At 71.0% G+C, this 22,386-nt stretch carries 16 protein-coding genes and 1 pseudogene; 8 read left to right on the forward strand and 9 right to left on the reverse strand.

Features of this window, described 5'->3' with window-relative positions:
* Positions 1-10 precede the first annotated feature (10 nt).
* From FHQ07_RS09755 to FHQ07_RS09770, 4 genes are read left to right on the forward strand one after another with little or no spacing between them, the layout of a single operon-like run.
* Entirely contained in the window at positions 11-1,084 is a 1,074-nt protein-coding gene (locus FHQ07_RS09755) for a LacI family DNA-binding transcriptional regulator (RefSeq protein WP_139716617.1), read from the forward strand.
* Positions 1,085-1,092: 8 nt separating this feature from the next.
* On the forward strand, positions 1,093-2,142 hold the full coding sequence (locus tag FHQ07_RS09760; RefSeq protein WP_240703604.1) for an SIS domain-containing protein: 1,050 nt from the start codon (positions 1,093-1,095) through the stop codon (positions 2,140-2,142).
* The gene (nagA, locus tag FHQ07_RS09765; RefSeq protein ID WP_139716618.1) at positions 2,142-3,290 is read left to right on the forward strand and encodes an N-acetylglucosamine-6-phosphate deacetylase; all 1,149 of its coding nucleotides are present in this window, start codon (positions 2,142-2,144) and stop codon (positions 3,288-3,290) included. Before FHQ07_RS09760 ends, nagA begins: the two co-directional genes overlap by 1 nt.
* Entirely contained in the window at positions 3,287-4,363 is a 1,077-nt protein-coding gene (locus FHQ07_RS09770; protein ID WP_139716619.1) for an acyltransferase family protein, read from the forward strand. The genes nagA and FHQ07_RS09770 overlap by 4 nt, the downstream gene beginning before the upstream one ends.
* On the opposite strand, the gene FHQ07_RS09775 is transcribed toward FHQ07_RS09770, so the two are convergent.
* From FHQ07_RS09775 to FHQ07_RS09785, 3 genes are all read right to left on the reverse strand, one after another.
* A complete protein-coding gene (locus FHQ07_RS09775) occupies positions 4,277-5,608 on the reverse strand; it encodes a multifunctional CCA addition/repair protein (RefSeq protein ID WP_139716620.1) in 1,332 nt (443 codons plus the stop codon). The two genes, FHQ07_RS09770 and FHQ07_RS09775, sit on opposite strands and share 87 nt — an antisense overlap.
* Before the next feature lie 78 nt (positions 5,609-5,686).
* Positions 5,687-8,611, reverse strand: a complete 2,925-nt coding sequence (locus tag FHQ07_RS09780; protein ID WP_206202316.1) for a bifunctional diguanylate cyclase/phosphodiesterase — start codon at positions 8,609-8,611, stop codon at positions 5,687-5,689.
* A 61-nt stretch (positions 8,612-8,672) separates the two neighbouring features.
* Positions 8,673-10,727: a lytic transglycosylase domain-containing protein gene (locus FHQ07_RS09785; RefSeq protein ID WP_139716622.1), complete on the reverse strand. Its 2,055-nt coding sequence runs from the start codon at positions 10,725-10,727 to the stop codon at positions 8,673-8,675.
* A gap of 50 nt (positions 10,728-10,777) precedes the next feature.
* Here FHQ07_RS09785 and FHQ07_RS09790 point away from each other — a divergent pair, with 50 nt between their 5' ends.
* The gene (locus FHQ07_RS09790; RefSeq protein WP_240703463.1) at positions 10,778-11,584 is read left to right on the forward strand and encodes a sulfite exporter TauE/SafE family protein; all 807 of its coding nucleotides are present in this window, start codon (positions 10,778-10,780) and stop codon (positions 11,582-11,584) included.
* 18 nt (positions 11,585-11,602) lie between these two features.
* On the opposite strand, the gene FHQ07_RS09795 is transcribed toward FHQ07_RS09790, so the two are convergent.
* The 4 genes and pseudogenes from FHQ07_RS09795 to FHQ07_RS09810 all read right to left on the reverse strand — a co-directional run bounded on the left by FHQ07_RS09795 (position 11,603) and on the right by FHQ07_RS09810 (position 14,816).
* Positions 11,603-12,361 (reverse strand): endonuclease/exonuclease/phosphatase family protein, encoded by a 759-nt coding sequence (locus FHQ07_RS09795; protein WP_139716623.1) that lies wholly within the window; start codon positions 12,359-12,361, stop codon positions 11,603-11,605.
* 103 nt (positions 12,362-12,464) lie between these two features.
* A pseudogene (locus FHQ07_RS09800) lies at positions 12,465-13,241 on the reverse strand (thiol:disulfide interchange protein DsbA/DsbL); the annotation flags it as partial.
* 24 nt (positions 13,242-13,265) lie between these two features.
* Positions 13,266-13,967 carry a thiol:disulfide interchange protein DsbA/DsbL gene (locus tag FHQ07_RS09805; protein ID WP_168191535.1) on the reverse strand — a complete coding sequence of 234 codons (702 nt, stop codon included), beginning with the start codon at positions 13,965-13,967 and terminating at the stop codon, positions 13,266-13,268.
* A 78-nt stretch (positions 13,968-14,045) separates the two neighbouring features.
* Positions 14,046-14,816 (reverse strand): c-type cytochrome, encoded by a 771-nt coding sequence (locus FHQ07_RS09810; RefSeq protein ID WP_139716626.1) that lies wholly within the window; start codon positions 14,814-14,816, stop codon positions 14,046-14,048.
* Positions 14,817-14,941: 125 nt separating this feature from the next.
* On the opposite strand from FHQ07_RS09810, the gene yihA reads away from it, so the two are divergent.
* Complete coding sequence (gene yihA / locus FHQ07_RS09815; RefSeq protein ID WP_425476905.1) at positions 14,942-15,553, forward strand: ribosome biogenesis GTP-binding protein YihA/YsxC; 612 nt, start codon at positions 14,942-14,944, stop codon at positions 15,551-15,553.
* Positions 15,554-15,556: 3 nt separating this feature from the next.
* Here yihA and FHQ07_RS09820 read toward each other — a convergent pair whose 3' ends face one another.
* Positions 15,557-17,410, reverse strand: a complete 1,854-nt coding sequence (locus FHQ07_RS09820; protein WP_139716628.1) for a glycoside hydrolase family 13 protein — start codon at positions 17,408-17,410, stop codon at positions 15,557-15,559.
* A 167-nt stretch (positions 17,411-17,577) separates the two neighbouring features.
* Between FHQ07_RS09820 and FHQ07_RS09825 the strand changes: the two genes are divergently transcribed.
* Complete coding sequence (locus FHQ07_RS09825; RefSeq protein WP_139716629.1) at positions 17,578-18,957, forward strand: glutamate--cysteine ligase; 1,380 nt, start codon at positions 17,578-17,580, stop codon at positions 18,955-18,957.
* Between the two features lie 15 nt (positions 18,958-18,972).
* Here the strand turns inward: FHQ07_RS09825 and FHQ07_RS09830 are convergent, their stop codons facing one another.
* On the reverse strand, positions 18,973-19,362 hold the full coding sequence (locus FHQ07_RS09830) for a nuclear transport factor 2 family protein (protein WP_139716630.1): 390 nt from the start codon (positions 19,360-19,362) through the stop codon (positions 18,973-18,975).
* Between the two features lie 305 nt (positions 19,363-19,667).
* Between FHQ07_RS09830 and ppc the strand changes: the two genes are divergently transcribed.
* On the forward strand, positions 19,668-22,385 hold the full coding sequence (gene ppc, locus FHQ07_RS09835; protein WP_139716631.1) for a phosphoenolpyruvate carboxylase: 2,718 nt from the start codon (positions 19,668-19,670) through the stop codon (positions 22,383-22,385).
* Position 22,386: the final 1 nt, after the last annotated feature.

Raw genomic sequence — 22,386 nt, forward strand, 5'->3', positions numbered from 1 at the left:
GAGCCAGGGCATGGAAGAGGAAAGCAGCGGGCGCAAGCCGACCATCCGCACCGTCGCCGAACTGGCGAAGGTGTCGTTGAAGACGGTCTCGCGGGTGATCAACAACGAGCCATCGGTGCTGCCCGCGACCCGCGCGCGGGTGCTGCAGGCGATCGCCGAACTCGACTACGAGCCGGATCCGTCCGCGCGCAACCTGCGCAGCTCCAGCGCGTTCGTGATCGGGCTGGTGTACGACAACCCCAACTCGTACCACATCATCGGCCTGCAGAACGGCGTGCTGTCGGCCTGCCGCGAGACCGGCTTCGGCCTGCAGATCTATCCCTGCGATTCGACCTCGCCGCTGCTGGCGGAAGAACTCGCCGAATTCGTTCAGCGCTCGCGCCTGGCCGGGCTGGTGCTGACCGCGCCGATGTCCGAGCGCATGGACCTGGTCGAGGCGCTGGAAGCGCGCGGCATCCGCATCGCGCGGATCATCGCCGCGGCGCAGGATCCGCAGGACGGCCATCCCTGCGTGTACGTGGACGACCGCGACGCCGCCTACGAGATCACCGAGCACCTGATCCAGCTCGGCCACCAGCGGATCGGCTTCCTGTGGGGCAGCGAGGAACACCGCTCCAGCTCGGAACGCTACCTCGGCTACGAGCAGGCGTTGAAGGATTACGGCATCACCCTAGACCGCCACCTGGTGGTGAAGGGCGACTACACCTTCGACGACGGCTTCCGCGGCGCACGCCGCTTGCTGGCGCTGCGCGAACCGCCCACCGCGATCTTCGGCTGCAACGACGAGATCGCCGCCGGCGTGCTGGCCGCGGCGCGTTCGGTGGGCATGGACGTGCCGTACGAACTGTCGATCGCCGGTTTCGAGGACAGCCCGTTCTCGCGCCAGTCGTGGCCGGCGCTGACCACCGCCAAGCAGGCGACCGGCGACATCGCACGCTATGCGGCGCGGATGCTGATCGCCAGCCTGCGCAACGACGGCGAGAACGCGATCGCCCAGCAGAACCACGGCTTCGCGCCGCAACTGGTGGTGCGCGGCTCCACCGGCCCGGTGCGCCTGCGCCCCAATCCCCGCCAAGAATCCTGATGTCCGCAATGCCCGGCCCGATCGATCCCGCGTCCACCTGGATGTCGCGCGAAGCCGCGCAAGCCGCCGAGGTGGTGGCCGGGCAATTCGCCCGCAACCGCGAGGTGGTCGAGGCGCTGGCGGCATCGCTGCGCGCCGCGCCGCCGCCGTTCGTGGTGACCTGCGCGCGCGGCAGTTCCGACCATGCCGCCACCTATGCGAAGTACCTGTTCGAGACCCAGCTGGGGATCGTCACCGCCTCGGCTTCGCCCTCGGTCGGTTCGGTGTACGAGGCGCCGCTGCGGCTCGAGGGCGCGCTGTTCCTGGCGATCTCGCAGTCCGGCAAGAGCCCCGACCTGCTGCGCAACGCCGAGGCCGCGCGCGCGGCCGGCGCGCGGGTGGTGGCGCTGGTCAACGTCGAGGATTCGCCGCTGGCCGCGCTGGCGGACTGGGTGCTGCCGTTGCATGCGGGCCCCGAGCGCAGCGTGGCCGCCACCAAGAGTTACCTGGCTTCGCTGGCGGCGGTGCTGCAGCTGGGCGCGAGCTGGTCGCAGCGGCCGGATCTAGTGGATGCGCTCGCGCGCCTGCCGGATGCGCTGCGCGAGGCCTGGCACTGCGACTGGTCCGCGGCCTGCGACGGCCTGGTCGCTGCGCGCAACCTGTTCGTGCTCGGCCGCGGCATGGGCCTGGGCGTGGCGCAGGAGGCCGCGCTGAAGTTCAAGGAGACCTGCGGCCTGCATGCCGAGGCCTACAGTTCGGCGGAGGTGAAGCACGGGCCGATGGCGCTGGTCGGCCCCGGCTTCCCGGTGCTGATCCTGGCCCAGCCGGACGAAACCGAAGCCGGCACCGTGGCGCTGGCGCGCGAGTTCCGCGCGTGCGGCGCGCAGGTCTGGCTGGCCGCGCGGCAGGCGCCGGCCGATGCCGGCATCGCCTTGCCGGTCGCCGACGCGCCGCATCCGGCCTGCGCGCCGCTGCTGCTGGCGCAGAGTTTCTACCGCATGGCGAACGCCCTCTCGCTGGCGCGCGGCTACGATCCGGACCGCCCGCCGCACCTCAACAAGGTCACGGAAACGGTCTGATGGCCACCGCGTTGCGCAATGCGCGCGTCCTGCTGGCGGACGGCTTCGACGACGACAGCGTGGTGCTGGTCGATGGCGGGCGCATCGCGGCCGTGCTGCCCGGCGACGCGGCGGTGGCCGATGCCGAAGTCGTCGACCTCGACGGCGGCTGGCTGGTCCCCGGCTTCATCGACGTGCAGGTCAACGGCGGCGGCGGCGCGCTGCTCAACAACACGCCGACGGTGGATGCCGTGCGCACCATCGCGCGCGCGCACCGCAGGTTCGGCACCACCGGGCTGCTGCCCACGCTGATCAGCGACGACCGCGACACCATGCGCGTCGCCATCGACGCCGTGCGCGACGCGATCGCGCAGGGCGTGCCCGGCGTGCTCGGCATCCACCTGGAAGGCCCGTACCTCGCGCCCTCGCGCAAGGGCACGCACGATGCCGGCAAGTTCCGCGTGCCGGATGCCGACGACATCGCGCTGGCGACTTCGCTCGACAACGGCCTGACCCTGGTCACGCTGGCGCCGGAGCGGGTGCCGGAACGGGCGATCCGCGCGCTGGTCGCGCGCGGCGCGATCGTCAACGCAGGGCATACCGCGGCGAGCTACGAACAGGCGCGCGCCGGCATCGAGGCCGGCATCACCGGCTTCACCCATCTGTACAACGCGATGTCGCCGCTGCAGGGACGCGAGCCCGGCGCGGTCGGCGCCGCGCTGGAAGACCGCGACGCATGGTGCGGCGTGATCGTCGATGGCGTGCACGTGCATCCGGCCAGCCTGCGGGTGGCGCTGGCGGCGAAGCCGCGCGGGAAACTCCTGCTGGTCACCGACGCGATGCCGATGGTCGGCGCGGACACGCCCGATTTCGTCCTGTACGGCGAAACCATCGCCGCGGTCGACGGGGTGGTGCGCAATGCGGCGGGCGCGTTGGCGGGTTCGGCGCTGGACATGGCCAGCGCGGTGCGCAACAGCGTGGCGATGCTGGGCCTGCCGCTGGACGAGGCGGTGCGCATGGCCTCGACCTATCCCGCCGAATTCCTCGGCATCGACGATGCGCGCGGGCGGATCGCCGCCGGCCATCGCGCCGACCTGGTCCTGCTCGACGCTGCGCTGCAAGTGCGCGCGACCTGGATCGGCGGCGAGCCGGAGTGGCGGCAACGGTGAGCGCCGCGCGCGCGCCGCGCTTCGCCTCGGTCGACGCACTGCGCGGCTGGGCGGTGGCGGCGATGCTGCTGGTCAACTACCCCGGCGACTGGAGCCATGTCTACGCGCCGCTGCGGCATTCGCAGTGGAACGGGTGCACGCCGACCGACCTGGTCTTCCCGCTGTTCCTGTTCCTGGTCGGCGTTTCGACCGCATTGGCGATGCATGGCCTCGCCGACGATCCGGCGCTGCGCCGGCAGGCGCTGGCGAAAGCGTGGCTGCGCGCATCGCGGCTGGCGCTGCTGGGCCTGGCCCTGCACGCGCTGGCGATGTGGGCCTACGACAAGCCGCATTTCCGCCCGTGGGGCGTACTGCAGCGGATCGGGCTGTGCTTCGGCGCGGCCGCAAGCGCGCAGTTGTACTTGCGGCCGCGCGGGCAATGGCTGGCGATCGCCGTGTTGCTGCTGGGCTATTGGGCCTTGCTCGCCACGACCGGCGGCACCCTGCCGCTGGACAACGTGGTCAGCCGCGTCGACGCATGGATGCTGGGGCCGCGCGTCTACGAGTTCGACGCCGCGAGCGGCCGCGGCCACGATCCGGAAGGCCTGTTGAGCACCTTGCCGGCGATCGCCAGCACGCTGCTGGGCATGCGTGCCGGCATGCTGCTGCGCGAGCGCGATGGCCGCGGCCTGTTGCCCGCGGGCCTGGCCGCGCTCGCCATCGGCGCGGCGTGGGCGCTGCTGCTGCCATGGAACAAGAACCTGTGGACGCCGTCCTACGCAGTGTGGTCCGCGGGCTGGGCGAGCTTGCTGCTGGCGGCCTGCCATGCCTTGTTCGATCGCCGCGGCTGGCGCCCGTTCGGCCGCAGCATGGGCATCAACGCGATCGTCGCCTATGCCGGATCCTGGGCGATGGCCTGCGTGCTCGAACGGTCCGGCCTGTTCGCCGCGGCGTATCGCGGCCTGTTGCAGCCGCTGCTTGCGCCGATCTGCGGCGACGAGGCCGCATCACTCGCCTTCGCGATCTGCTTCGTCGGCTTCTGGTGGGTGCTGGCCTGGGGCATGGCGCGGCGCGGCTGGCGCGTGGTCATCTGAAGCCGCGCGCTGCGCCAGCCCGATCGCCTCGATCCGCGCCTTGCGCAAGGCTTCGCCGACCGCGGTCCCGCTCAGTCCCTGCGCGACGTCCGCGCCGCGTACCGCCATCGCCGCCGCGTGCAACCGGCGCAGCGTCCCGGCCTGCGGATACGGCGCGTCGGCAAGGCCGGCGCGGCCGCGCTTGTCGGCTTCGCAGACGGTGGCCAGCTGGTCGATGCGCCGCGGCTTGCGGAAACCGTCGCAGCGGGCGATCAATTCGTGCACGGTCGCGGCCTTGAGTTCGTCGATGCGGTGCACGTTGAGGTGTTCGCGGCTGCACAGCACGGCGAGGTCGCGGTGTTCGGCCGGCAGCTTGAGCCGTTCGCACAGGGCGACGACCGGGGCGATGCCGCGCAGTTCGTGCATCACGTGCTTGGGCAGTTCGTCGGCCGGGGTCAACGCCTTGCCGAGGTCGTGGACCAGCGCGGCGAAGCCGATCAGGTCGTCGCCGGGCGCGAGCGCCGCCGCCATGTCGCAGACCAGTTCGACATGCGCGCCGGTATCGACCTCGGGATGGAATTCCGCGCGCTGCGGCACGCCGTACAGCGCATCCACTTCCGGCAGCACCATGCGCAGGGCGCCGGCCTCGCGCAGGGTGCGCAGGAATACCGATGGGCGCGCGCTGCGCAGCGCCTTCGCCAGTTCCTGCCAGACCCGTTCCGGGGTGAGTTCGGCCAGTTCGCCATCGGCGGCCATCGCCCGCATCAGCGCCAGCGTGTCCGGCGCGACGCTGAACCCCAGCGCCGCGAAACGCGCCATGAAGCGCGCCGCGCGCAGCACCCGCAGCGGATCCTCGGCGAAGGCCTCGCCGACATGGCGCAACACGCGGCGCTCGATGTCGCGCGCGCCGCCGAACGGATCGACCAGGCCGCCGCCCGCGTCGCGCGCGATCGCATTGACGGTGAAGTCGCGCCGGCGCAGGTCCTGCTCCAGCGTCACCGAGGGATCGGCGTGCACCAGGAAGCCGGCGTGGCCGCGCGCCGATTTGCGTTCGGTGCGGGCCAGCGCGTATTCCTCGCCGCTCAGCGGGTGCAGGAATACCGGGAAATCGCGGCCGACCTGCCTGTAGCCGGCATCCAGCATGTCCTGCACGGAGGCGCCGACCACGACGTGATCGCGGTCGCCCGGGACCAGCCCGAGCAGCGCGTCGCGCACCGCACCGCCGACCAGGTAGACGCGCGCGTTGTCGGGGAGGGCGTTCGCCATGCCGCGATGATGCCCGATTCCGCCGGTTCGCCGTTGCGGGCTGCCATGTTCCCCGCCGCCGGCGATGCCGCTGCGCGGCTAGGCGTGCGCCGCCTGCCATTCCTGCGCGCTGCGCGCCCGCGAGAACAGGAAGCCCTGCCCGCGCTCGCAGCCGAGTTCGAGCAGGATCGCGCGCTGGGCTTCGGTTTCGATGCCCTCGGCGACCACTTCCAGCCCCAGCGTGTTGGCCAGCGCCAGCACCGCGCGGACCACCGCGGCGCTGCCGCCTTCGTGCGCGGAGCTCAGCTCGCGGACGAAGGAGCGGTCGATCTTCAACGCGTGCAGCGGGAAGCGGTGCAGGTAGCTGAGCGAGGAATAGCCGGTGCCGAAGTCGTCGAGCGCCGCCAGCACGCCGGCGCGGCGCAGCGTGTCCAGGGTGGTGAAGACCTGGTCGGGGTTGTCGAGCAGCGCGTCCTCGGTGACCTCGATCCGCACGTTGCGCGCGGGGATGCCGTGCGCGGCCAGTTCCTCCAGCAGGCGCTGCGCCAGCTGCGGGGAGCGGAAGCGCCGCGGCGAGACGTTGAGGGTCACGTAGCGGTCGTCCAGTCGCAGCGCCGGGATGTCGCGGCAGGTATTGGCCAGCATCTGCCAGTCGATCTGCTCGATGCTGCCGTTGTCCTCGGCCACCTTCAGGAATTCGCCCGGCAGCACCATGCCGCGGCGCGGGTGGTTCCAGCGCAGCAGCGATTCGTAGCCGAGTACGCGGCAGTCGCGCAGGTCGACGATCGGCTGGAAGTGCGATTCGAACTCGCGGCGCTGGATCGCATGGCGCAGGTCGCTTTCCAGCTCCAGCAGGTGCAGCGCCTCCTGGTGCAGGCCTTCGTCGAAGATCTCGAAGCGTTGCCGGCCGTGCGCCTTGGCGCGGTACATGGCGACGTCGGCGTCGCGCAGCAGTTCCTCGGCCTTGCGGTAGCGGCGCTCGCCGATGGTGATGCCGATGCTGGCCGAGGTGAACAATTCCTTGCCGCCGATCAGCATCGGTTCGGCCAGGGCCTGGATCGTGCGCTGGGCGGTGTGGCAGGCGTCTTCCGGCGCGGCGATGCCTTCCATCAGGATGGCGAATTCGTCGCCGCCCAGCCGCGCCACCATGTCGTTGGCGCGCACGCAGCCGGCCAGGCGGATGCCGGCCTCCTTCAGCATCATGTCGCCGAACAGGTGGCCCACGCTGTCGTTGATCACCTTGAAGCGGTCCAGGTCGAGGAACAGCACGGCGAAACGCTGGCTCTCGTCGCGGTGCAGGCGCGCCAGCGCGTGTTCCAGCGCCACGTAGAAGCAGGTGCGGTTGGGCAGGCCGGTCAGCGCATCGTGCAGGGCCTCGTGCATCAGCCGCTGCTCGGCCTGTTCGCGCACCCTGACCTGCTCGCGCAGTTCGCCGACCGCGGCCGCCAGCTCGCGGGTGCGGTCCTCCACGCGGCGTTCCAGCTCGGCCTGCAGCTTCTTGCGCTCCAGCGCGGTCATGATGTGCTGCGCCACATAGCCCAGCAGGGTGCTGTCCTCCGCCGTGTAGTGCACGCCGGGCTCGTAGGTCTGCACCACCACCGCGCCGCGCGCGCCGCTTTCGCCGACGATCGGCACGCCGAGGAAATCCAGCGCCGGCGTGCCCAGGCCGATGCCGCTGCCGATCCGCAACGCCCGCGCGACCTCGTGCGCCGGGCCGCGCACCGGCTCGCCCTGGCGGATCAGGCCCAGGGTCAGGCTGTCGCGCAGCTTCTCCGCCGGCACCTCGCGGTCGGTCTCGTAGATGTTGGTGTCCTTGGCGTCGGCGAAGTAGATGAAGCGCACGCTGTCGCGTTCGCCGTCGTAGAGCGCGATGTAGAAATTGCGCGCGTACATCAGCTCGCCCACCACCAGGTGGATGCGCCGCAGCATCTGCTCCATCCCCAGGTCGCTGCTGGCCAGTTCGGCGATGCCGTACAGCGCCGCCTGCAGCCTTTCGCCGCGCTGGCGCTCCTGCACTTCGGCGGTCAGCGCGCGGGTGCGCTCCTCGACCCGGCGCTCCAGTTCGTCGTGGGCCTGGCGCCGCATCAGCGCGATCAGGATGTGCTGGGCGACGAATTCCAGCAGCGCCAGGTCGTCCTGGGTGTAGCGGTTGGGCTGGTCGTAGCTCTGCACCACGATCGCGCCGCGGACCGCGCCGTCGGCGACCATCGGCACGCCCAGCCAGTCTGCGGCGCCCGGCCCGTACTCGCGGTTGTTCTCGTCGAAGCCGAACGCCTTGCACAGCTCGCGCGAGGGGCCCAGCGCGGGGCGGCCGGCGCGGATGACGCTCAGGGTCAGGCTGTTGCCCAGCCGCTCCGCCGGGTACTCCTGCCCCGGATCGACCTTGCGGCCGTCCTGTTCGTCGGCGAAGTAGACGAAGCGCATGCTGCCGCGCTCGTGGTCGTACAGCGCGATGAGGAGGTTGCGGGCATACATCAGTTCGCCCACCACGTCGTGGATGCGGCGCAGCATGTCCGCCATCTCCAGCCCGGCCGAGGCGAGGTTGGCGATCGCGTACAGCGCGGTCTGCAGGCGCGCGGTCTTCTCCAGCCGCTCGGCGGCCAGCCGCTGGTCGCGGAGTTCCAGCGCGCTGCCGACGCGCGCCGCGACCAGCGCCAGGAACTGCCGCCATGCCGCCGACGCCAGGTCGGGGCCGCCTTCGGGCGGCCATTCCACCGACAGCATGGCGCCGCCCGACAGTTCGAACTGGCGGCGTTGGCGGCCGCGGGTGGTGCGCCGTGCGCGCGGCGGCACCCGCACCACCGACGCATCGGCGGCATCGGTGCGGACCGGCGCGGTGGGATTGAGGTGCAGGCGCAGCTTGCACAGGCCGAAGCGCGCCGTCGCCTCGCGCGCGGCGATGTCCTCGATGTCCTCGAGTGAACTGGTGGCGAACAGCGCCGACACGAAGTCGTTGCCCGGTCCGGTCCCTGAGCCGGGTCCGCCCGCATCGCGCGGCCCCCCGTAATGGACGCGCGTAGCCATGCGCCGCCAAGGTACGCCCGCCGCCGCATGCTCGGCAAGGGGCAGGCCGGCTTTTTCCGGCTCAACGCCGGCGCGGCGCGGGGACGCTCCTCGGCGGTGCGGTTTGCGCCTCGGCGCATGCGAACGCCTTGCGCGGTCCATCGCCGCGGCCGAGCAGGCGTTCGCTCAGGCGCAGCGCATCGCCGTTGAGCCGCCAGTCGTAGACCGTGCTGAAGCTCAGCACGCGCGCCACGTATTCGCGGGTTTCCTTGTAGCTGATGGTCTCGATCCAGAAATCCGCGTCCATCGCCGGGCGTTGCGACATCCAGCGCCCCAGCGGCACCGGCCCGGCGTTGTAGCCGGCGATCACCTGGTAGGGCTTGCCGCCGTACTTGTCCATCAGCTGGCGCAGGTAGGCGCTGCCGAGGGTGATGTTGGTGTCGGCGTCGTACAGGCTCTGCCCGCCGCCCCAGGCCAGCCCGAGCTTGCGCGCGACGTCGGCGCCGGTGCCGGGCAGGATCTGCATCAGGCCGCGTGCGTCGGCGGCGGAACGCGCATTCGGATCGAACACCGATTCGGCGCGGATCTCGGCGGCGATCCACGCCGGGTCGAGGCGGTTGCGCGCGGCCTCGCGGCGGAGCGTGTCCTGGTGGTGCAGCGGGAAGCGCAACCGGTACAGCCGGGTTTCCTCCGGATAGCGCTTGCCGCCGACATTGACCAGGGCGAACACGCCGCGGTCGAACCAGCCGTTGTCCTGCGCCACCTCCACCGCGATCCGCCGCTGCTCGTCGGAATAGCGCGACAGCGCCTCGTCCCATTCGCGCTGCGCCCAGCCCTTGCGGTCCAGCGCGAACAGCTGCAGCGCGCGGACGATGGCCGGATCGCGGGCGATGGCCTGCTTCGCGGCCGGTGCCGCCGTCGGTTGCCACGGGCACAGCGCATACGGCTGGTCGAGCTTGTCGGCGGCGAGGAAACCGTGGAAGTCGGCCTTCTGCGCGGCTTGCGCGTACAGCGCCTTGGCGCCGGCGGCGTCGCCGGTGAGCTCGCTGGTGCGCGCGGCGAACCAGGTCCAGCGCGAATCGCTGCGTTGCGCCGCATCCATCCGCCGGATCGCGGCCAGCGCCGCGCGCCAGTCGCTGCGCGCCATCGCCTCGCGCGCCTGCCACTCGTGCAGGTTGGCGTCGTAGGCGCTGTCCGGCACCGCGGCGAGGCGGCGCGCGGACTCCGGCCCGTACGACGCCACCGTCCACAGCGCGACCTGGTACAGCACGCGGCCGCGCTCGTCCTCGTTCATGCCCAGCGCCTGGGCGATGCCGGGCAGCAGCGCTTCGGCGCGGTCCGGCGCGGCCTTCGCCAATTTCGCCAGCGCGCGCGACGCCACCTGGCGGCTGCGCGCGTCCTTCGGCCAGGCGTCGATGCTGCCGTTCGCGTCGTCGAGATAGGCCGCGTACGCGTTCGCCAATGTCGCGTCGTTGCCGCCAAGGCCGCGGGCGATCGAACGGATCACCCCGGGCTGGGTCTCGGCGATCGCCTTGTCGATGCGCTCCCAGCGCAGCGCGTCGGTGAGCTTGCCCTGCGCCGCCAGTTGCGCGAACGGCGCATCGCAATCGTCGGGCAGCGACTTGCCGCTGCCGCGCCACAGCGCCTGCGCATCGTTGCTCCATCGCGCATCGGTGCGGCCCAGCGACAGCGTCGCGTTGAGTCGCGCGCAGCGCATCGCATCGTCGTCGATGTCGTTGTCCCACAGCGCGAGGAAGGCCGGCCATTCCTTGCGCCGCGCCAGTGCGGCCAGCCAGTCGGCGCGGAAGGCTTCGGCCAGCGCCGGGTCGCGCCGGCGATACTTCGCGACGAACGCGCTGCCGCGTTCCACCGGCAAGCTGGCGAAATCGCGGCGCAGTGCCGCGTATTCCAGCCAGCCGGCGAGGGGCTGCTCGGCGTAGGACGACAAGGTCGCCGCATCCAGCGTGCCGCGCGCGGCGGCTTCGAACGCGGCGCGCAGCGCGGCATCGGGCATCGCGATGCGTGCCGGCGGATTGGCCGCGCGTGGCGGCGGCACCGGCGCCTGCGCGCAGGCGTTGCCGGCGAAGCAGAGATTGGCCAGCAGCAAGGCGAGCAGCAGGGGCTTTGGCTTGTGCATCACCCGACTATAGCCGAGCATTTCTGAACGCATTTTTCCGTGGATCGCCGATGACCGGATGGCTGTTGCTGTACCTGCTGCTGGGCGCATGCGCGGGCGTGCTGGCCGGTTTGCTGGGCATCGGCGGCGGGCTGGTGCTGGTCGCGGCGCTGGCGTGGTTGCTGCCGAAGCAGGGCGTGCCCGCGGACGTGGCGATGCACGTGGCGCTGGCCAGTTCGATGGCGAGCATCGTGCTCACCGCGGCCTCGTCGGCGCGCGCGCACCATCGGCGCGGCAGCGTGCTCTGGCCGACGGTGGCGTGGATGGTGCCGGGCGTGCTGCTCGGCGGCTGGCTGGGCAGTCGGGTCGCGATCGGCCTTGATGGCGACGTGTTGCGCTGGTGCGTGGCGAGCTACTGCTTCATCGTCGCCGCGCAGATGCTGCTGTCGCGCGCGCAGGCCGGCGGCGATGCGCGGCTGGTGCCGCGCGGGCCGGGCTACAGCATCGCGGGCGCGCTGATCGGTGCGCTGTCCGCGCTGGTCGGCATCGGCGGCGGCAGCATGACCGTGCCGCTGCTGGTCTGGCGCGGGGTGACGCCGGTACGCGCGGTCGGCACCTCGTCCGCCTGCGGGATCTTCATCGGCATCGGCAGTGCGCTCGGCTATGCGTTGCAGGCGCCGGCAGGGGCATTGCCGCTGGCCTTCAGCGCGGGCTACGTCTACCTGCCGGCGGCGCTCGGCGTCGCCGCGGCTTCGGTGCTGGCGGCGCCGTACGGCACCCGCCTGGCGCATGCGATCAGCGGCCTCGCGCTGAAGCGGGTGTTCGCGCTGTTCATGCTGCTGGTCGGCAGCAGCTTCGCGTGGAGCGCGCTGCGCTAGCGTCCCCGGCGGCCGCGCTCACTCGAACGCGCGTTCCGGCACGTCGAGTTCGACCGAGAGCGCGAGGTGGTCCGATTGCGCCGCCGGCAGCGCCTGCATCGTCGCGATCGCCAGCGCGGGCGTGACCAGCACGTGGTCGATCGCGCGCTGCGGCTTCCACGAGGGGAAGGTGGGCACGCAATCCGCCGGCGGCTGCAGCCGCGTGTGGCGGTACAACGGCTGCATTTCCGGGCGGTCGGGATCGCAGTTGAAATCGCCCATCAACACGGCGTGCGGATGGTCGCCGAGCAGCTCGGCGATGAACTCGAGCTGCGCGCGCCGCGATTGCGCGCCCAGCGAGAGGTGCGCCACCGCCACCGTCAGCGCGGCTTCGCCGTTGCCGAAGCTCGCCAGCAGCACGCCGCGCCCGCGCACGCGGCCGGGCAGGGCGTGGTTGGCCACCTCGCGCGGCTCGAACTTGCTGAGCAGGCCGTTGGCGCTGGAGGCCACGCCGCCCATCCGCCGGTTCGGCTGGTGGCTCCAGTAGGCGAAGCCGCCGCGTTCGGCCAGGTAATGGGTCTGGTTGGTGAAGCCGGAGCGCAGGCTGCCGGGATCGGCTTCCTGCAGGCCGACGATGTCGTGGCGGCCCGCGAGTTCGGCGATGGCGTCGAGCGCGCCGCGCTTGTTGCCGGCGGGCAGCACGTGCGACCAGCTGCGGGCGACGTAGTCGTGGTAGCCGCGCGTGCTGGAACCGGCCTGGATGTTGGCGCTGAGCAGGCGCAGCCGGCGTGTGCTCATGCCGGCTGCGCGCCGTGGATCATTGCCGGGCCGGGGCGGCGGCAGGCGCTTCGGCGGTCGCCGCCGAGGCGGGCGCCGGAGCCGGAGCGGCCGCACCCTTCTTGGCGCGTTCGGCGACCACCAGCTGGTTGAGGATGCGGAACATGTCGTCCATCGACTTGCCCTTCACCCGGTACTTGCCGTTGACCACGAAGGTCGGCGTGCTCGGGCTGTCGCCATTGGTGAACGCACCGAGGATGTACTGCTTGCCGCGGTTGACCTTGGCCGCCACCGCGAAGCTGGCCATGCTGCTGGTGAACTGCTTCGGATCGGCGCCGTAGGCGGCATAGAACGCGGCGATGTCTTCCGGGGTGTCCATGCCGCGCTCGCCCTTCAGGGTCTTGTCGAGGTGGATGGCGCGGAACATCGCGTCATGGGTCTTGTCGACCAGGCCCATCGCCTCGGCGGTGTAATAGGCCTTGGCGTAGTTGTCCCACGGCCCGCCGAACGCGGCCGGCACGAAGACCATGTGCACGTCCGGCGGCAGCTTGGCGTGCATGGCGCTGACGATCGGCTGCACCGCGGCGCAGAACGGGCAGACGTAACCGAAGATCTCGGCGATCTCGATGCGGCCATCGGTGGTATCGAAGGGCTGGCCGTTCGCGATTTCCACGTAATCGGTGCCGGCCACCGGCGGCGGTGCCTTGGCGGCGGCTTCCTCGGCGGCCTTGACCGCGGCTTCGCCGGCGGCCTTGCGGGCCGGGTCCTCGGCGCTGGCCTGCTGCGCGGCCGGGGCGTCCGCTGCGGGCGGCTGGGCCGGATCGACCGGGGCCGGCGCGTCCTTCTTGCAGGCGGCGAGCGGCAGCAGGACGAGGAGCAGCAGGGCAAGGCGTGAAGTCATGGCGATATCCGTTGTGCTTGCGGGTCAGGTACGGGGCTTGGCGGCGGGCTTGCGGGCCGCGGGCTTCTTCGCGGCGGGCGCCTTCGCGGCCGGGCCGATGGCCTTGAGGATGCGGCTGGCGTTGGCGAGCAGGCTGTCGTAGCTGTTGCCCAGCACCAGGTACTTGCCGGCGATCACCAGCGAGGGCGTGCCGGGGATCTTGCTGCGCATCTGGAATTCGCGTGCGTTGGCGGCCTTGGCCTGCAGGGTGCGCTCGTCGTTCTGCGCGGCGGCGAAGGCCTTGGCGTTCACGCCCGGCTGGCGCGAATAGTAGGCGGTGAGCTGGGCGATGCTGGCGTTGCGCGGCAATTCGTTGGTCTCGTGCACCGCGCGGAAGACGCCGGCGTGGGTCAGGTCGACCGCCTTGGCCCCTTCGGCGATGAAGAACAGGCGCGCGAAGGCATCGTTCGGGTCGAACATCGCCGGCACCAGCACCAGCTGGGCATTGGCCGGCATGCCGGCCTTCCACTTCTCCAGCAGCGGCGCGAAATGCGCGCAATGCGGGCACCAGTAACCGAACACCTCGGCGACCTCGATCTTGCCCGGCACGGGGCGATACGGCTTGCCGTCCGCGATCAGGGTGTAGTCGACGCCTTCGGTCAGGCCGGGCAGCGCGGCTTGCTGGGCATGCGCGGGCGCGAGTGCGGCGGCAGCCAGCAGGAACAGGGACAGCAGGATCGCGCGCATCGGATCGGACCTCTCGGCAGGGTGGCGGACGGGCATGGACGCGCCCGCCTCAATTTCCGATGAAGCGGGCGCCGCGGATCAGTGACCCGATGCGGGCTTGGAAGTTCCGGCGCTGCGCGCGTGCAGGCCCTGCACGTAGCTGCCCAGCGACTGGATTTCCTCGTCGGTCAGGGTCTTCGCCACGCTCGCCATCAGGTTGAAATGGGCGACGTCCTTGGCGGTGGTGGTGCCGGCGCGGTATTCCTCGAGCCGGCGCGCCACGTAGGCGGAGGCTTGGCCATGCACGGCCGGATAGGCCGGGCCCGGATTGCCGGCGCCGGAGGGGCCGTGGCAGGCCATGCAGGCGGGGATGCCGCGGGCGGTGTCGCCGGCGCGGTACAGCTTCTCGCCGACCTGGTAGAACTTCATGCCCTTGTTCGGGCCGCTCGCGATCAGGGTGTCGTCGGCAACGCCGGAACCGGCCTGCTGCGAGGCGAACCAGGCGCCGACATCGCGCATGTCCTGGTTGGACAGCGGGGCGGCGTAGGGTGCCATGATCGCGGCGAGCCCGGTGGTGCGCTCGCCGTGCTTGAACATGCCCAGCTGCTGGGCGATGTAGCGCTCCGGCATGCCGGCGATGCGCGGCGCGTTCTGCTGCATGGCGTTGCCGTCCAGCCCGTGGCAGGCGGCACAGGCGCCGGCCTTGGCCTGGCCGGCCTTGGCATCGCCCCAGGTCGCCGGCTTGTCGTCCAGCGGCGCGGCCTGCACCGGCGCATTGTCGGGCACGGCGACGGCGGTGCTCTGGGCATAGGCGACAGCGGCCAGCGCGAGGCAGGCAACACCGACGAGACCATGGCGGACAAGACGCATGCGGAACTCCACGCTTTGAAGAAGGCAGCCGGGTGGCTGCTGAACCGGGGAATTATCGTCGCGGTGCCGGAACCGGTCAAACCGAGCCGGGGCGGGTGCGGCGGGCGACGTGTCATCCTATGGCCATGGCCATCCCCAATCCGTTCAACCGCGCCGACTACCTGCTGGCCGCGCATACCCACCGCCAGTTGCCGCCCGACGGCGGCCGTGAGGTCGCCTTCGCCGGCCGTTCCAATGCCGGCAAGTCCTCGGCGCTGAACGCGCTGTGCGGGCGCAACGCGCTGGCGCGGGTGTCCAAGACCCCGGGGCGGACCCAGCAGCTGGTCTACTTCGGCCTGCCGCCGCACGAGGGCAAGTACCTGGTCGACCTGCCGGGCTACGGCTATGCCAAGGTGCCGCAGGACCTGCAGGCGCACTGGCAGGCATTCCTGGACGGGTATTTCGGCAGCCGCCTGGCGCTGGCCGGGCTGGTGGTGGTGATGGACATCCGCCACCCGCTGAAGGACTACGACCGCTCGATGATCGGTTACGCGATGCGCCGCGGCCTGCCCGCGCACGCCCTGCTGACCAAGGCCGACAAGCTCTCGCGCGGGGCGGCGATGAACACCGTGCAGGCGGTGCGCAAGGACCTGTCCGCGACCTACGGCGACAGCGTCAGCGTGCAGGCCTTTTCCGGCGAGACCAAGCAGGGCGTGGACGAGCTGCGGGCGGTGGTGGCGGGCTGGCTGGAGATCTGAGGCTTACTCGATCTCGAGCAGCGTTGCCGATTTGCCCGGCAGGCGCAGCGATTCGCCCAGCGCCACCGGCTTGCCGGTCAGCGCATCGCGCGCGCTGCGGCCGCGCAGGAATCGGTCGAAGCGATCCAGCGCCAGCGTCCTGGCTTGCGCATGCTTGTTGAGCGCGACCATCACCGAGCGCCGCTCGTCGTAGCGGAAATACACGTACACGTCGTCCGCCGGGGCGAAGTGCATCAGCTTGCCGGCGTGCAGCAGCGGCGTGCGCTTGCGCCACTGGTAGAGCGCGCGGATGTAGTCCTGGGCGTCGCGTTGCCGGGCGTCGAGGCCGGCGCCGGTGAAGGCATCGGCCCGGTCGCCGGCCCAGCCGCCGGGCATGTCCGCGCGCAGCAGGCCGTCGTCGCGCTGTTTCGGTCCGCGCAGCAGCACTTCCGAACCGTAGTAGAACTGCGGCGTTCCGCGGATCGTCGCGATGTAGGCCATGCCGACCTTCCATAGCCCGAGGTCGCCGTCGAGGTCGGCGAGCAGGCGCGAGGAATCGTGGTTCTCGGCGAACACCACCAGCCGGCCCGGATCCGGGTACAGGAAGTCGTTGGCCAGCATCTCGTACAGCGGCATCCAGCCGCCTTCGACGCCGCCGTTCCAGCCGTCCGCCTGCGCCAGCGCGGTGCGCAGCGACAGGTTCAACGGGAAGTCCATCATGCTGGGCATGTGCGGCACGTGCCCGTCCGGGTTGGCCTTGCCGCGCTGCCAGTGCGCGACCACCGCCGGGTTGATGCTCCATTCCTCGCCGACCATGGCGAAGTCCGGGTATTCGTCCAGCACCGCCTTCGCCCAGTCGCTGAGGAATTGCGTGTCGGCATAGCCGAAGGTGTCCTCGCGGATCCCGGACAGCCCGGCGTATTCGATCCACCACAGGGTGTTCTGGATCAGGTAGCGGGCGAGGTGCGGGTTGCGCTGGTTGAGGTCGGGCATCGCGTCGACGAACCAGCCTTCGACGAAGGCCTGGCGATCGGCCGGCGCCGCATGCGGATCCTGGATGGCGGTGCGGCGATGGTTGGTCGGCGCGAACCTGCCGCCGTGGTTGATCCAGTCCCGCGCCGGCGGGTCGCGCATCCACCAATGCTGCGAACCGATGTGGTTGAGCACCACGTCCATGATCAGGCCGATGCCCTTCGCCTTCGCCGCGCGCGCGAGCGCGCGCACGTCTTGGTTGCTGCCCATCCGCGGATCGGTGCGGTACAGGTCGGTGATCGCATAGCCGTGGTAGGAATATCCGGGCTGGTCGTTTTCCAGGAACGGCGTGGGCCACAGCTGGGTGAAGCCCATCCCGGCGATGTAGTCCAGGTGCCGGCGGATGCCGGCGAGGTCGCCGCCGTGGCGGCCATTCGGATTGGCGCGGTTCGCGGCTTCGCGCATGCCGGGCACGCTGTCGTTGGATGGATCGCCATCGGCGAAGCGGTCAGGGGTGACCAGGTAGATCGCGTCGCCGGCATCGAAGCCATGGCGTTGCGCGGAGCCGGGCTCGCGCGCATCCAGCCGCCACGGATGCGTGGCCACGACCTTGCCGGCTTCGGCGAAGGCGATCTCGAACCCGCCCGGCTTCGCATCGCCCGCGATCTCCAGCGTGACGAACAGGTAGTTCGGGTTGTCGGTCTTCTGCACGTCGACGATGGCCACGCCGGCATGCGACAGGCGTGGCGTCGCCGCCGCGATGCCCTTGCCGTGCACCAGCAGTTCGACCCGGTCGTGGCGCATGCCGACCCACCAGTTGGCCGGCTCGATGCGTTCGACCTGCGCGGCATGCGCGGGTGGCGCGAAGACGGACAGCCACAGGCAGCAGGCAAGCAGGACGCGCATGGGATCAACGCCGGAGTGGATGCGGATCGAGGCTACAAGCGGCGCTGCGAGGGGACAACACGCCGGGCCGGGAATACGTATGCAGCCGGAACACTGAAGGCCGGGCGCCACACTGCCGGCGGTCATCGGCGCGGGCTATGCTGCGGGACCCTTCGCGGATGCCATGCATGTCCGGACCCAGCAACGCCAGCGACACCCCGATCACCGACCATCGGCAACTGGTCGAGGTGCTTGCGTCCGGCGAGAAGCCGAGCGCTGCGTGGCGGATCGGCACCGAGCACGAGAAGTTCGGCTTCCGCCTCGACGACTTGCGGCCGCCCACGTTCGAGGGCGAGCGCGGCATCGAGGCCTTGTTGAAAGGGCTGACCCGTTTCGGCTGGGCGCCTTACGAGGAACACGGCAAGCTGATCGCGCTGACCAAGGGCATGGCCTCGGTGACGCTGGAACCGGCCGGGCAACTGGAACTGTCGGGCGCGCCGGTCGAGACCATCCACGACACCTGCAAGGAAGTCGGCAGCCACCTGCGCGAGGTGCGCGCGGTCGCCGACGAACTGCAGCTCGGCTTCCTCGGCATGGGCTTCCAGCCGAAGTGGCGCCGCGACCAGATGCCGTGGATGCCGAAGGGCCGCTACAAGATCATGCGCGAGTACATGCCCAAGGTCGGCACCCTCGGCCTGGACATGATGACCCGCACCTGCACGGTGCAGGTGAATCTCGACTACGCGAGCGAAGCGGACATGGCGAAGAAGTTCCGCGTCTCGCTGGCGCTGCAACCGATCGCCACCGCGCTGTTCGCCGATTCGCCGTTCACCGACGGCAAGCCGAACGGCTACCTCAGCTACCGCTCGCACATCTGGACCGATACCGACCGCGACCGCACCGGCATGCTCGACTTCGTGTTCGAGGACGGCTTCGGCTACGAGCGCTACGTCGACTACCTGCTCGACGTGCCGATGTATTTCTCCTATCGCGACGGCGCGGACGGTAAAAAGGATTACATCGACGCCAGCGGCAAGTCGTTCCGCAAGTTCCTCAAGGGCGAACTCGACGTGCTGCCCGGCGCGCTGCCGACCCTGCGCGACTGGAACGACCACATGACCACCGCCTTCCCGGAAGTGCGGCTGAAGAAATTCCTGGAGATGCGCGGCGCCGACGGCGGGCCGTGGAACCGGCTGTGCGCGCTGCCGGCGTTCTGGGTCGGCCTGCTGTACGACGATGCCGCGCTGGATGCGGCCTGGGACCTGGTCAAGGATTTCAGCATGGCCGAGCGCAACGCCCTGCGCGACGGCGTGCCGAAGCATGCGCTGAAGACGCCGTTCCGCGACGGCACGCTGCGCGACATCGCCGTCGAGGCGCTGAAGATCGCCCATGCCGGGCTGCGGCGTCGCGCCAGGGCGGATGCCTGCGGCGTCGACGAATCCGGCTTCATCGAACCGCTGCTGGAAATCGCCGAGGCGGGCGAAACCCCGGCCGAGCGCAAGCTGGCGCTGTTCCATGGCGAGTGGAACGGCAGCGTGGATCCGGTGTTCCGCGAATTCGCGTACTGAGCGCGCCCGCGCGGACTAGGCGAGCGCGCGCTGCACCACGGCCGTGTCGGTGTGCTGGGTGAAGGTGGCCACGCGCTCGCCGTCGAACTTCCAGACGTGCACGAACGGTGCGCTGAAGGACTTGCCGGTAGCCTTGTACGTCCCGCTGTATTGACCCAGCGCAACCACGGTATTGCCGTCGGCGACCAGTTCCTGCGGCACGGCGGCGTAGCCGTCCCATTCGGAGCCGAGCTTCATGAACACGTCGCGGAGCACGGCCTCGGGGCCGACATGGGTGCCCCCGTAGGGGAACCCCTCCGCCTCCGTCCAGCGCACGTCCGGCGCCAGCGCGGCGAGTACCGCCGGTATATCGCCGCGCGCGAACGCGGCATAGAGCCTGGTGATCGTGTCCGAATGCGCGCTCATGCCGGATCTCCGTGTCGGTTGATGATGGGGCGGCCCGCCGCCGCGCCGGCGCAGTGGCGCGAGGCGGTCGACGCTGCGTCCACCCGATGCCATGCCGCGACGACACCTTTCGCCCCCGCGGCATCGGACGGCGTCGATGGCGTCTTGCGGCTGCCGGGCAGGCAATGAGGCATGGCGGATTCCGCGGATCGCCATCGGCGAAAACGCGGCTGGGCCCGCGTGCCGGTCATGCGCGCGGCCGAACGCATTGGTTACGCCTGCAACTTCGATTGCTGCGCCGCACCAAACCGCGTTAGCCTGCGGCGATGACCCCTGCCAAGAACCCGCTGCGCGAAAAGCTCGAGTTCGCCGAGACCGACGCGCTGCTGCGCGACGACGTGCGCACGCTGGGCGCGCTGGTCGGCGAATTGCTGGCCGAGCAATGCGGGCCGGCGTTCCTGGCGCAGGTCGAGGACATCCGCCGGCTGGCGATCCGTCGCCGCGAGCAGGGCGAGCCGGTCGCGGCCCTGGCCGACCGCCTGGCCGCGGCGCCGCAGGCGCAGGCGGTGCAGCTGGTGCGCGCGTTCGCCGCCTACTTCGGCGCGATCAACCTGGCCGAGCGCGTGCACCGCATCCGCCGCCGCCGCGACTACGAGCGGCATAGCGACCAGCCGCAGCCGGGCGGCTTCGAAGCCGTGTTGCACGACCTGCGCGACGACGGCGTCAGCTTCGGCGAACTGGCGGCGACGCTGCCGCGCTTGTGGGTGGAGCCGGTGTTCACCGCGCATCCGACCGAAGCGGTGCGCCGCGCGATGCTGGAGAAGGAGCGCGACATCGTCGAGCGCCTGGTCGCCGACATCGACCGCAGCCGCACGCCGGTGGAGCGCCGCGCCGACCTCGAGCGCATCCGCCTGGCGCTGACCTCGGGCTGGCAGACCTCGGACGCGCCCGCGCACAAGCCGACCGTGGCCGACGAGGTCGAGCATGTCGGCTACTACCTCGCCAACGTGCTGTACCGGGTCGCGCCGGTGTACTACGAGGCCTTCGCCGACGCCGTGGAAAAGGTCTACGGCCGGCGCCTCGAGATCCCGCAGGTCCTGCGCTTCGGCACCTGGGTCGGCGGCGACATGGACGGCAACCCGAACGTCAACGCCGGCACCGTGCGCGCCGCGCTGGATGCGCAACGCGCGCAGGCGATCGCGCGCTACCGCGGCGACCTGCGCGCGCTGGGCGATGCGCTGACCCAGTCGCTGGGCCGGGTCGAGGTCGATGCCGCGATCCTGTCGCGCGCCGACGACTACGCCGCGCGCCTGCCGGATGCCGCGGCGGCGCTCAGCCCGCGCCTGGCCGACATGCCGTACCGGCGCCTGCTCGAATTGATGCAGGCGCGCCTGATGCTGGTGGCGAAGGGCGATGCGCGCGGTTATCCGTCGCCACGCGGCTTCATCGACGATCTCGCCCTGATCGATGCCAGCCTGCAGGCGCATCGCGGCGAACATGCCGGCCGCTTCGCCCTGCAGCGCCTGCTGTGGCGGGTGCGCACTTTCGGCTTCCACCTGGCCGCGCTCGACCTGCGCCAGGATTCGGCGGCGCACGATGCCGCGCTGGCGGCGCTGTTCGCCGACGACGGCTGGGCCGAACGCAGCGTGGAGGACCGCCTTGCGCGCCTGCAGCCGCTGCTCGGCGGCGACGGTGCGGCGATCGACCCCGCCGCCGCGGCCGCGGCATCGACCCTCGACGTGTTCCGCACCGTGCTCGACCTGCGCCGCACGCACGGCGCCGATGCGATCGGCCTGTACATCATCAGCATGAGCCGCAGCGCGGCGGATGCTTTGGCGCCGTTGGCGCTGGCGCGTGTCGCCGGCTGCGTCGAAGGCGGCCAGGTGCCGCTCGACATCGCCCCGCTGTTCGAGACGGTGGACGACCTGCAGGCCGCGCCGGCGGTGATGCGCGCGCTGTTCGAGGATCCCGCCTATCGCGCGCACCTGGCCTCGCGTCGCGATGAGCAGACGGTGATGCTGGGGTATTCGGACAGCGCCAAGGACGGCGGCCTGTTCGCCTCGCGCTGGGCGCTGCAACGCACCCAGGTGGAACTGACCGGGCTCGCCAACCGCTGCGGCGTGCGCCTGATGTTCTTCCATGGCCGCGGCGGTTCGGTCAGCCGCGGCGGCGGCAAGACCGAGCGCGCGATCATCGCCGCGCCGCGCGGCTCGGTGGACGGCAGCTTGCGCGTCACCGAGCAGGGCGAGGTGATCCACCGCAAGTACGGGATCCGCGCGCTGGCGCTGCGCAACCTGGAGCAGACCACCGGCGCGGTGCTGCGCGCGACCCTGCGCCCGCGCCCGCGCGATCCGCGCGAGGAGCGCTGGCGCGAGATCGCGAAGGCGCTGGCCGAGGCCTCGCGCGCGCATTACCGCGGGCTGGTCCACGAACACCCGGATTTCCCCGCGTATTTCCGCGCGGCCACGCCGATCGACGTGATCGAGCGCCTGCAGATCGGCTCGCGCCCGTCGCGCCGGCGCGACGGCGGCATCGGCAACCTGCGCGCGATCCCGTGGGTGTTCGCGTGGTCGCAGAACCGTTCCGGGTTGACCGGCTGGTACGGCATCGGCCACGCGCTCGAACTCGGCATCCGCGAGTACGGCCTTGCGGCGATGCGCGAGATGGCGCGCGACTGGCCGTTCTTCGCGGCGATGATCGACGACGTCGAAATGCTGCTGGCCAAGTCCGACCTCGGCATCTTCGAGCGCTATTCGCAATTGGCGGGCGGGCTGCATGCCGCGATGTACCCGGGCATCGCCGGCGAGTTCCTGCGCGCCCGCGACGCGATCCTGGCGATCAAGGACGCGCCGCAGATGCTGGATGCCGATTACCGCCTGCGCCTGTCGATCCGCCTGCGCAATCCCTACGTGGATCCGATCAGCCTGCTGCAGGTCGACCTGCTGCGGCGTTGGCGCGACGGCGGGCGCGAGGACGAAGCGTTGCTGGAGGCGCTGGTGACCACGGTCAACGGCATCGCGGCGGGGATCCAGAACACCGGCTAGC

Origin of the sequence: Thermomonas aquatica, from assembly GCF_006337105.1 — a bacterium.
GTDB classification, from domain to species: Bacteria; Pseudomonadota; Gammaproteobacteria; order Xanthomonadales; family Xanthomonadaceae; genus Thermomonas; species Thermomonas aquatica.

What these genes read in the sequence shown, in the direction of transcription:
- FHQ07_RS09790 (WP_240703463.1), top strand. Translation starts at nt 10,778, where the DNA reads ATGACCGGATGGCTGTTGCTGTACCTGCTGCTGGGCGCATGCGCGGGC.
- FHQ07_RS09785 (WP_139716622.1), bottom strand. Translation starts at nt 10,727, where the DNA reads ATGCACAAGCCAAAGCCCCTGCTGCTCGCCTTGCTGCTGGCCAATCTC.
- FHQ07_RS09755 (WP_139716617.1), top strand. Translation starts at nt 11, where the DNA reads ATGGAAGAGGAAAGCAGCGGGCGCAAGCCGACCATCCGCACCGTCGCC.
- FHQ07_RS09795 (WP_139716623.1), bottom strand. Translation starts at nt 12,361, where the DNA reads ATGAGCACACGCCGGCTGCGCCTGCTCAGCGCCAACATCCAGGCCGGT.
- FHQ07_RS09775 (WP_139716620.1), bottom strand. Translation starts at nt 5,608, where the DNA reads ATGGCGAACGCCCTCCCCGACAACGCGCGCGTCTACCTGGTCGGCGGT.
- FHQ07_RS09830 (WP_139716630.1), bottom strand. Translation starts at nt 19,362, where the DNA reads ATGAGCGCGCATTCGGACACGATCACCAGGCTCTATGCCGCGTTCGCG.
- FHQ07_RS09805 (WP_168191535.1), bottom strand. Translation starts at nt 13,967, where the DNA reads ATGCGCGCGATCCTGCTGTCCCTGTTCCTGCTGGCTGCCGCCGCACTC.
- FHQ07_RS09825 (WP_139716629.1), top strand. Translation starts at nt 17,578, where the DNA reads ATGTCCGGACCCAGCAACGCCAGCGACACCCCGATCACCGACCATCGG.
- FHQ07_RS09780 (WP_206202316.1), bottom strand. Translation starts at nt 8,611, where the DNA reads ATGGCTACGCGCGTCCATTACGGGGGGCCGCGCGATGCGGGCGGACCC.
- nagA (WP_139716618.1), top strand. Translation starts at nt 2,142, where the DNA reads ATGGCCACCGCGTTGCGCAATGCGCGCGTCCTGCTGGCGGACGGCTTC.
- FHQ07_RS09820 (WP_139716628.1), bottom strand. Translation starts at nt 17,410, where the DNA reads ATGCGCGTCCTGCTTGCCTGCTGCCTGTGGCTGTCCGTCTTCGCGCCA.
- yihA (WP_425476905.1), top strand. Translation starts at nt 14,942, where the DNA reads ATGGCCATCCCCAATCCGTTCAACCGCGCCGACTACCTGCTGGCCGCG.
- FHQ07_RS09760 (WP_240703604.1), top strand. Translation starts at nt 1,093, where the DNA reads ATGCCCGGCCCGATCGATCCCGCGTCCACCTGGATGTCGCGCGAAGCC.
- ppc (WP_139716631.1), top strand. Translation starts at nt 19,668, where the DNA reads ATGACCCCTGCCAAGAACCCGCTGCGCGAAAAGCTCGAGTTCGCCGAG.
- FHQ07_RS09810 (WP_139716626.1), bottom strand. Translation starts at nt 14,816, where the DNA reads ATGCGTCTTGTCCGCCATGGTCTCGTCGGTGTTGCCTGCCTCGCGCTG.